This window comes from SAR324 cluster bacterium, from assembly GCA_015232315.1.
Taxonomy (GTDB): domain Bacteria; phylum SAR324; class SAR324; order SAR324; family NAC60-12; genus JADFZZ01.
On record JADFZZ010000040.1, the window covers coordinates 34,298 to 43,091 of the forward strand.

Annotated in this window: 10 protein-coding genes; 4 read left to right on the top strand and 6 right to left on the bottom strand. The window is 45.8% G+C overall.

The window, feature by feature from the left end:
- Positions 1-127: 127 nt before the first annotated feature.
- The 6 genes from HQM11_18765 to HQM11_18790 form a co-directional block, all read right to left on the bottom strand.
- Positions 128-370 carry a type II toxin-antitoxin system Phd/YefM family antitoxin gene (locus tag HQM11_18765; GenBank protein MBF0353079.1) on the bottom strand — a complete coding sequence of 81 codons (243 nt, stop codon included), beginning with the start codon at positions 368-370 and terminating at the stop codon, positions 128-130.
- Between the two features lie 63 nt (positions 371-433).
- Positions 434-1,492 carry an ACR3 family arsenite efflux transporter gene (gene arsB / locus HQM11_18770; protein ID MBF0353080.1) on the bottom strand — a complete coding sequence of 353 codons (1,059 nt, stop codon included), beginning with the start codon at positions 1,490-1,492 and terminating at the stop codon, positions 434-436.
- A gap of 9 nt (positions 1,493-1,501) precedes the next feature.
- Entirely contained in the window at positions 1,502-1,924 is a 423-nt protein-coding gene (locus HQM11_18775; GenBank protein ID MBF0353081.1) for an arsenate reductase ArsC, read from the bottom strand.
- 49 nt (positions 1,925-1,973) lie between these two features.
- Positions 1,974-2,207 carry a thioredoxin family protein gene (locus HQM11_18780; protein MBF0353082.1) on the bottom strand — a complete coding sequence of 78 codons (234 nt, stop codon included), beginning with the start codon at positions 2,205-2,207 and terminating at the stop codon, positions 1,974-1,976.
- A 20-nt stretch (positions 2,208-2,227) separates the two neighbouring features.
- Positions 2,228-3,217: a permease gene (locus tag HQM11_18785; protein ID MBF0353083.1), complete on the bottom strand. Its 990-nt coding sequence runs from the start codon at positions 3,215-3,217 to the stop codon at positions 2,228-2,230.
- A 9-nt stretch (positions 3,218-3,226) separates the two neighbouring features.
- Positions 3,227-3,634, bottom strand: a complete 408-nt coding sequence (locus HQM11_18790) for a helix-turn-helix transcriptional regulator (protein MBF0353084.1) — start codon at positions 3,632-3,634, stop codon at positions 3,227-3,229.
- 106 nt (positions 3,635-3,740) lie between these two features.
- Here HQM11_18790 and HQM11_18795 point away from each other — a divergent pair, with 106 nt between their 5' ends.
- From HQM11_18795 to HQM11_18810, 4 genes are all read left to right on the top strand, one after another.
- Positions 3,741-3,878 carry a hypothetical protein gene (locus tag HQM11_18795; protein MBF0353085.1) on the top strand — a complete coding sequence of 46 codons (138 nt, stop codon included), beginning with the start codon at positions 3,741-3,743 and terminating at the stop codon, positions 3,876-3,878.
- 151 nt (positions 3,879-4,029) lie between these two features.
- Positions 4,030-4,956: a hypothetical protein gene (locus tag HQM11_18800; GenBank protein ID MBF0353086.1), complete on the top strand. Its 927-nt coding sequence runs from the start codon at positions 4,030-4,032 to the stop codon at positions 4,954-4,956.
- Between the two features lie 173 nt (positions 4,957-5,129).
- On the top strand, positions 5,130-7,748 hold the full coding sequence (locus tag HQM11_18805) for a DNA phosphorothioation-associated putative methyltransferase (protein MBF0353087.1): 2,619 nt from the start codon (positions 5,130-5,132) through the stop codon (positions 7,746-7,748).
- A 96-nt stretch (positions 7,749-7,844) separates the two neighbouring features.
- On the top strand, positions 7,845-8,693 hold the full coding sequence (locus HQM11_18810; protein ID MBF0353088.1) for a TIGR02285 family protein: 849 nt from the start codon (positions 7,845-7,847) through the stop codon (positions 8,691-8,693).
- Positions 8,694-8,794 lie beyond the last annotated feature (101 nt).

The following is an 8,794-nucleotide window of genomic DNA, read 5'->3' on the forward strand; positions in this document are numbered from 1 at the left end:
CCATGATCTATCTGAACGATCTGGTCGATCGTGTCAGGAAAGGGTAAGATCACACCAGTCTGACGCTCTGGTTGGAAGTCCCTCCTCCCGGAGAAAAAAGCGGCCCTCTGCTGTTTATGTTTCGACCTCACCAGTCAAGCTCCCCTGCACACTCCTCCAGCGAAGTTTCCAATCCTTCTTTAATGGATTCTCTCATTCCCGGAATGGATAACAAATACAATGTTTCTTGAACAGCATTCCAATCTTCCTCGGAAATTAAGACTCCATTGGAACGTTTGCCTGTTATCACAATAGGTTGATGAGAATCAGATACTTCATCCAAAAGTCGATAAAATTTTGATCGTGCTTCACTTGCGGTCATTATAGACATTGGAACCTCCTTTCAATATCAAAAGTACGTAGTGTCGTACGTACTTACAAGTGGAATATTGTCTCAGTTCGGGTTGCTGGTTGGTTTAAAATATTTCTCTCGAAAAAACAGAGACACATTCACCAGGCCAATCAGCACAGGAACCTCAACCAGGGGTCCGATCACTGCCGCAAACGCCTGACCTGATTCAATTCCGAACACTGCCACTGCCACCGCAATTGCCAGTTCAAAATTATTGGAAGCCGCTGTAAAGCTTAAAGATGCGGATTGCGGATAGGTCGCGCCCACCCGTTTTGATAAATAAAACGACACCAGAAACATCACCACAAAATAGATAAACAGCGGAATGGCGATTCGTACTACATCGAACGGTAACTGAATGATATACTCGCCCTTGAGTGAAAACATGACCAGGATTGTAAACAGTAGCGCGATCAATGTGATGGGGCTTATCGCCGGAATAAACCGGGTTTCATACCACTCTTTCCCTTTGAGACGAAGTCCGGCAAAGCGGGAGATCATGCCTGCGATAAACGGAATTCCAAGGTAGATGAACACGCTTTCCGCAATCTGCCCGATCGAAATATCGACCACACTGCCTTCCAGTCCAAACCATTGGGGAATGATGGTGATGAACAACCAGGCATACACTGAAAAAAACAACACTTGAAAAATGGAGTTGAAGGCCACCAGTCCGGCACAAAATTCACGGTCGCCATGTGCCAGATCATTCCACACAATCACCATCGCGATGCATCGTGCCAGACCGATCAAAATGAGTCCGACCATGTATTCGTGATGATCACTGAGAAACGCGATGGCGAGCAGAAACATGAGCACCGGACCAATGATCCAGTTCTGAACCAGCGAAAGTAGCAGAACCCGCACATTGCGAAACACTTGCCCGAGTTCTTCATATTTGACCTTGGCGAGTGGCGGATACATCATGAGAATCAATCCCACCGCAATCGGAACATTGGTGGTTCCCACCTGAAACTGATGAATAAAATTCTGGATTCCCGGAACAAAGTAACCTGCCAGCACACCAATCAGCATGCCCAGAAAAATCCATAGTGTGAGAAACCGGTCCAGAAATGAAAGTCGGGAAGAAATTGTGTTCATAAGGAGCCTCTAATGTTGCATGTGTTCCAGATAATACTGATAAAACCCGGATTTGATTTCATCCCGGATTCGGCGAAATTCCTGAAGAATCTGTTCTTCTGTTCCGGTTGCCACTGCCGGATCCTCAAAACCCAGATGAACATGATGCTTCACTTTTCCAGAAAAAACAGGGCAGGTTTCTTTTGCATGATCACAAACCGTGATCACAAAATCAAACGGCTGTAATAGAAATTCATCCACCATTTTTGGATAATTTTTTCCCAGATCAATCCCGACTTCCCGCATGACCCTGATGGCGTTGGGATGCACTGCCACCGCAGGGCGTGTTCCTGCTGAATGAACTTCCAGATTTGCGTCAAACGATTTCAGAAATCCCTCCGCCATCTGGCTACGGCAGGAGTTGCCTGTACATAAAACAAGAATTCGAATCATAGTTGTTCCAAAATGAAATTGATAATCGAGAACCATTCCCGGTGGTGTCTCATTGAAGCCATTGTCTGATTTTTCCAGGTTCCGGAATGGATCCTGAATGAACCACTTTTTCATCCACTACGACCGCAGGCGTGGACAGCACCTGATAGCGCATGATTTCTTCGGGTTGGGTAACTTTACTGACTGTGATTTCAAGGTTCGCCGTCTGGATTTCCTTGCGAATCAGTTCTTCAGTACGGATGCATTTTTTGCAACCTGATCCCAAAACTTTAATAGTTTTCATAAGTGCTCCTTTCTGTGAATTTACAGACTTCCCCAGAAGGCATTAAAAAACCATCCAGTGAGTGTGAACGCTGTTAGTAACAATACAAAAAGAATGGCCAGAAGTTTCCATTCCATCACCTGTTTCAACAAAATGAATTCAGGAAAACTGGCGGCAATCGTGCTCATGGAAAAGGCCAATGTTGTTCCAACTGGCAGTCCTTTGGTCAAAAGTGCCTCCATGACCGGAATGATCCCTGTGGCGTTGGCATAGAGTGGAATTCCCATCAGCACAGCGACTGGAACAGACCACCATTGTCCATCGCCAAGAGTTTGTGTCACCCATTCTTCCGGAACAAATCCATGCAATCCCGCACCGACACCAACCCCGACAAGCACCCACTTCCAAACCCTGCCAAAAATGTCACGCATCTCATTCCAGGCGAATTGATGTCTTGTTCGAATTGATAATTTTTCAGGGATCTCCAAGGGTTGATCCTGGTTTTTGAATTCAGGTTTATCCAGCGCGTTCAGCAAGAATGGTTTGAGAAAACGTTCAGCCTTCATCAAATCAAGAATCCATCCGCCGAAAATTCCTATTGTCAAACCAGTCGCGACATATACCACTGTAAATTTCCATCCAAGCAAACTGCCCAGCAACACGATGGCTACTTCGTTGATCATTGGGGAGGTAATGAGAAAGGACATAGTGATTCCCAGTGGAATCCGTGCGGTTGTAAATCCCAGAAACAACGGAATGCTGGAACATGAACAGAAGGGGGTTATCGCACCAAACATCGCTCCCATGATATATCCTTGCCAGCGGTGCTTACTCCGCAAATAATCCCGGACTTTCTCAATATTCAGGGATGCTCTCAACCAGGCGATCACATAGATCATAACCACCAGTAGCGTCAGGATCTTCAGCGTATCTTCCACAAAAAAATGTAGACTGCTTCCCATGGATGAGTGGGGATTCAATCCCATAGCATTGATCAGCGTATCCGCAATGACAGTAAATATGTGAAACATATCTTGCCTTCAAGAGGTGGGATTGTCCCTGTTACAATGGCCCGGCGCGGGTGACATCCGCAGTGCATCAATCCGCTCCAGATCCAGTTTCAGAATTTCATACATTCCTGGCATGGAGTCCAGAATCATGTGTAAAAAATGGTGGATTTCATTGGATGCCGGTTTGAGTGAATAATAAATCCATAGTCCCTCTCTTCTGGATTGAATGAGATTTGCCTGCCTCAAATAATTGAAGTGCCTGGAAATCTTTGAATTTCCATAGCCGGTTACAGATTCAATGTGACAGTTGCAAAGTTCACCTTTGGCGGCCAGCAAATTCAGAATGCGAATCCGTGCCGGATCACCGAAGGCCTTGAACAGAACCGCTAAGGTTTCCAGTGATGTTTCTGGCTGATCAAGAGTCTGTGTTAGTGGCATTGGTGTCTCATGAAGGGGATAAAATTTATATCTGCATATTTTTGCTTAAACAGAAATAGTTCAAGATATTTTTTGTGGCGTCTAACAGAATGTCGTGCAGGATCTTGTGCCACAGGTCAAGATGTCTCGCTATGCCCGGAATGACAAAATTCCAAGTTTCAACCGTTTGAAGTATAACACCAATGCAAACATGGACGACTCCTCAAAACGGGGAACCAGCAGTATTCTTACTCGCTATCAGTGAGGAACAACTCTGGTCATGAAAATCCCCCTTTTTTAGTTGGAAACACCCATGGGAAGGCCAAAACCAACTTGCCTGTTGGTAAAACCTGAATATGATCCCTGCTTGCATAACAGGGAACCGCTTTTATCAACCAGGTCTCGAAGGACACTCTATGGCAAAAAAAGTTAAAAAAAGAAAATCAGGGATGGAAAAACGACGGCAGCAGAAAACCCAGAAAAAATCTCTGCAAAAACGTAAACACTCCAGTCGGTCTCCCCAACAGATTCAATCTTACAAACAACTGCAAAAAATTCTGATCAACCTACCTACGCTGGCGTATCATGCTGATTTTCAGGATGTTGCCTTTGAAGGTGACGCAATAACCTCGTTGAAAAATGAGGGGCTGTCAGAACCTGACATCATTGGCCGATTGATCACTCCTGAATTTAAAAATATGTTGAAGGAAAAACTGGCAAAAATTGAAATGGATAATGCTCCCCAGTCTCAAAATGGATTGTTTGCGAAAGCGACCATTTATGCCATCGACAATGAGCAGGAAATTCCACTGTTTGTCAATCCACTGCTTGTGGCAATTTATCTGCGAAGTCTCGCACGGATAGACGGACAGGAATTGAGCGTTTCTGAAGTCGGCAAGGCCGTCAAAGCCTATGAAGAGCGCAACACGGCCATCATTGAGTCCATGCTCAATAAAGATAATGAACATGAATTGATTGAAGAAATGCTTGACGAAGAACTGAATGTGTCAGGTGATCGTGAACCGCATGAAACCTATGTGGAAGAAAACGTGCTGGATGCGTTTCAGGAATCCTTGTCTCATTTGAATCCGGATGATGTGGCTCTGATCATGGATGATGTGGACACCTTTATTGAGGAATATGTCCAAACGCCTGTTTCTGAATGGACGGTGGAATATGTCACAGAATTCACCAATACCTGGTTTGTGCAAAACATGAATCCCCTTCCGGAAGATGTGGACGGTATGAAAAAGAGCCTGACCCTGTTTGTCCGTTTTCTGGAACAGGAAAATAGCATGTCAAAAAGCATTGCAGAGGCTATTATTTCAGGCCTTTCCAGTTAGCACATCTTTTACACCACATCATTTCAATGATTCCGGGTCTTTTGACCTCCCGGGTCATTCCCCTCCAACAGCCAGCGAAATTATTCAGATTTCGCTGGTGCTCTGCCAAACAACTAAATTTGCATTGGCAAATCATCAAAATCTTGAAACAGTCATTAAAACAATAGGAACTCATGTCGGGAAAATTTGGAAAATGGGTGGGCCAGACCCAGTATATTCATCGTTCGGCCCTGAACTGTCTGTCGCCTGAGGAACAGGAATTTGTGAGGGCGGAAAACAACAAATTGACGGATTCCCTCTTTCTGTGGAACGTCGTCAAGATTGACCATCAACAGCCTGTGCTCTCCTTTCTGGAATATGAAAATTTTGAGACTGTCGCATTCCCTGCCCTTCTAAAAAGCTGTACTATTGATCTTCAGAACGGACAAATCCAGAAACGGGTTTATCAGCAGGAAAATCCGCCAATTCTTCATCGCAAGGAACTCCTGCTTCCGCCGGATCATGCCCGCAAAGCCGAATTTGAGCAACTCACCCATCAACTGGAATCGGCAGGATTGTTTGAGGACGTCAAAATCATTGGACATCGCCAAAACTGGTTTCGGCTGATTCACCAATCCGGTTTCAGGCTTCAGGGACATCAGCTTGTGACCATTGATTCGGTATCAGGCAAAGATCCTAACGCCAGGGTCTATGAGGAAGAACCGACTTCAGAAACTTCAGGGACTTCCACAATTTCTGAGCCCGGCAATAGCGACGATGATTCACCCGCTGAAATCATTGAACGACACCGGACAGCAATCCAGCGTGGTCAGTTGTCCACACCCATGCAGGCCCTTTTCCGCAATGGATTTCTGGATGGCACCCGAACTGTGTTTGATTACGGCTGTGGTCGAGGTGACGACCTGCGTGGCTTACAACACCTGGGCATCGAAGCCACAGGCTGGGACCCGCACTTTGCTCCGGAGCGACCCAAAACAGAGGCCGATGTCGTCAACCTGGGGTTTGTGATCAACGTCATTGAAAATCCAGACGAACGTGTGGAAGTGTTACGGTCGGCCTTTGAACTGGCACATGAATGTCTGGCGGTTGCTGTCATGCTGGAACGTCAGGCCGGTGATGCGGCCCGGGAATATGGCGATGGTGTGGTGAGTTCCCGCCAAACCTTCCAGAAATATTTCACACAGACCGAACTTCGAGAATGGCTGGAATCAACTCTTGGGCGGAATGCCTTTGCGGTTGCGCCCGGCGTGTTTTTTGTGTTCAGGGATGATGAGGCTGAACAGCGGTATCTTTCAGAAAAACAGCGGAACCGCGGTAGCGTCCAGCATTTACTGGAAAACATTCCCCAACCGTCTCGGCAGGACAAACTGCAATCTGTCTATGAACAGCATAAATCCATGATCGATATGTTCTGGAGCCGGTTGCTGTTTCTGGGTCGCGCACCCTTGCCAGACGAAATTCAGGATCTGGAACCACTGATTGAACAACTGGGGGGCCTCAAAAAAAGTCTGAAGTTGCTGATGGATCTGTTTGGACAGGAAACCTTTGATATTGCGGCCCGGTTGCGGAAGAGTGATCTTATGGTTTTTCTGGCACTGCTGGCCTTTGAGAAACGTAAAGGTTATGGCGAATTTGAACCATTGATTCAGCGCGATATCAAAGCCTTTTTCGGGGGATATCAAAAAGCAATGGATACCGCTCGTGCACTGCTGTTTTCCATTGCCGACACACAACAGATCGCAAAAGCATGTCAATTGGTTGCCGACCAGGAAATTGGTGTTTTTGACCCGGGAAAATCCCTGCAATTACACGTCTCACATCTGGATGATCTGCCTGCGATTTTGAGGATCTATGTCGGTTGTGCCACTCGACTTTATGGCGACATCCAGACAGCGGATCTGGTGAAAATTCATATTCAGTCCGGCAAGCTCTCCCTGTTGTCGTTTGATCGGTTTGAGGAAAGTCCACTGCCAAGAATGATGCTCCGGATCAAAATCAACATGCAGACCCAAAGCTGGGATATTTTTGAGTATGGATTCGAATTTCCGCCACCGTTGCTGTATGGCAAGTCGCTGTATATGGATGAAACCTTTCCTCACTACGAAGAGCAAATACAGTTTGATGAAGCCTTGATGGAACAGGTTCTGCCTTCTATCAAGGGGTATGGTCCCTCCGAAGAAGAATTCCAGCAACTTCTTCGCAAAGCCCGTTTGAGGGTTGAAGGTTTCTCACTGGTCCGAAGCAATGATCTTCCAGGCCTGGATGATCCCTGTGGTGCTAATTTTTCCTATCGTGATCTGATCGAATGTGGGGAAACACAGGCCCGCACCGAACTCCCCAACCTTCCACAGTCACCTGAAACTTATTGGGCCCTGGAGGAAATGGCCGAAAAAATTCTGGACCCCGTGATTGATTATTTTGGCCCCATCGAATTGACCTTCGGGTTTTGTTCAAAAAAATTGGCTACCGAGATCAAAAAATCCATTGGCCGGATTGATCCTAAACTGGATCAACACGCGGGACATGAAACAAACACCAAAGGCGAACCTGTTTGTTCCCGACTGGGAGCCGCTGTTGATTTCAGGGTGGAAGATGAAAGCATGAAGGAAGTGGCTCAATGGGTGATCGAGAACACCTCTTTTGACCGCCTGTATTATTATGGCGATGACCGCCCGATCCATGTCAGCATCGGCCCGGAAAACACACGTCAGGTGGTGGTGATGCTTCCCCGCAAGGATGGCAAACTGGTTCCCAAAGTTTTGAAAGACCCTATGGCACTTGATGAGTATTAGGTCTCTCAGTATCGCATCATACTCACTTATTCAAACCTGCTTCCTTCTTTTTGAAGCGCTGTGTTCTAAACAATGCCTTGTTCACGTGGAGTCTGGATGGTCTCAAAATTCATATCATGTCTTATTTCCCTGATGGTGTTCTTCTCTTGTGCCGATGCCAGGGATACCATCACCTGGCTGGTGGTCGACTGGCCGCCATTCATGATTCTGGAAGGTGAGCAAAAAGGGGAAGGGTTGTTTGACAAAGTTTTGGCTCTGGCACAGAAAAACATGCCTCAATATGAGCATGTGAACGTTAAAATGAATTGGACCCGGTTTTGGACGGATGTGGCTGAAGGACAGCATGTTTGCAATATTTTTGCGATAAAGACGATTGAACGGGAAAAAATAACTGAAATATCAGAATCATATATTTATTTTGTTCCCAACGCTATTATCATGAAAAAAACCACCATTGAAAAACTGGGAAATCCAAAATCGTATTCCCTCATTGAGCTGTTAAAAGACAACCGGTTTCATGGTATGATTGAGACAACTCGATCTTACAGTGAGCTGGACTCCATTTTGAAAAATCTGACCGCTACCAATCTCGTCCGCAAAGCCGCTCCGCCCCAATCTTATATCAGAATGATTGCTGAAGACCGCATTGATTACACCCTCGAGTATCCGAAAATAGCCGCTTATCTGGATCAGGAAAACAATCCGTTACCCAATCAACTGTCGAGTGTGGCTATCAAAGAACTCCCCGCTTATACCTACGGATATACGGCCTGTCCCAAAAATGAGTGGGGTAAACAGGTTGTTGAGGACTGGAATCAGATATTCCGTCAATTGAAATCAACCCCTGAGTATTTTCAGGTGATTTCAACCGGGGTTACAGATGAACGGGAATTGAATCTGTTGCGAGAGAATTTCGAATATTTTCGAGCTGTGCAGGTGATTTGAATATGTTGTAGAACAGGAATACACTGGATTTTGCGTTATTTTCCCCCAAAAAGAACCTTTTGATGCGAGAATCCTATGTCCAATTATGAAATCAAGATCCA

Bases quoted from the DNA above. Each gene is read 5' to 3' on its own strand.
- HQM11_18765 (MBF0353079.1), bottom strand. From the start codon at position 370: ATGTCTATAATGACCGCAAGTGAAGCACGATCAAAATTTTATCGACTT.
- arsB (MBF0353080.1), bottom strand. From the start codon at position 1,492: ATGAACACAATTTCTTCCCGACTTTCATTTCTGGACCGGTTTCTCACA.
- HQM11_18775 (MBF0353081.1), bottom strand. From the start codon at position 1,924: ATGATTCGAATTCTTGTTTTATGTACAGGCAACTCCTGCCGTAGCCAG.
- HQM11_18780 (MBF0353082.1), bottom strand. From the start codon at position 2,207: ATGAAAACTATTAAAGTTTTGGGATCAGGTTGCAAAAAATGCATCCGT.
- HQM11_18785 (MBF0353083.1), bottom strand. From the start codon at position 3,217: ATGTTTCACATATTTACTGTCATTGCGGATACGCTGATCAATGCTATG.
- HQM11_18790 (MBF0353084.1), bottom strand. From the start codon at position 3,634: ATGCCACTAACACAGACTCTTGATCAGCCAGAAACATCACTGGAAACC.
- HQM11_18800 (MBF0353086.1), top strand. From the start codon at position 4,030: ATGGCAAAAAAAGTTAAAAAAAGAAAATCAGGGATGGAAAAACGACGG.
- HQM11_18805 (MBF0353087.1), top strand. From the start codon at position 5,130: ATGTCGGGAAAATTTGGAAAATGGGTGGGCCAGACCCAGTATATTCAT.
- HQM11_18810 (MBF0353088.1), top strand. From the start codon at position 7,845: ATGGTCTCAAAATTCATATCATGTCTTATTTCCCTGATGGTGTTCTTC.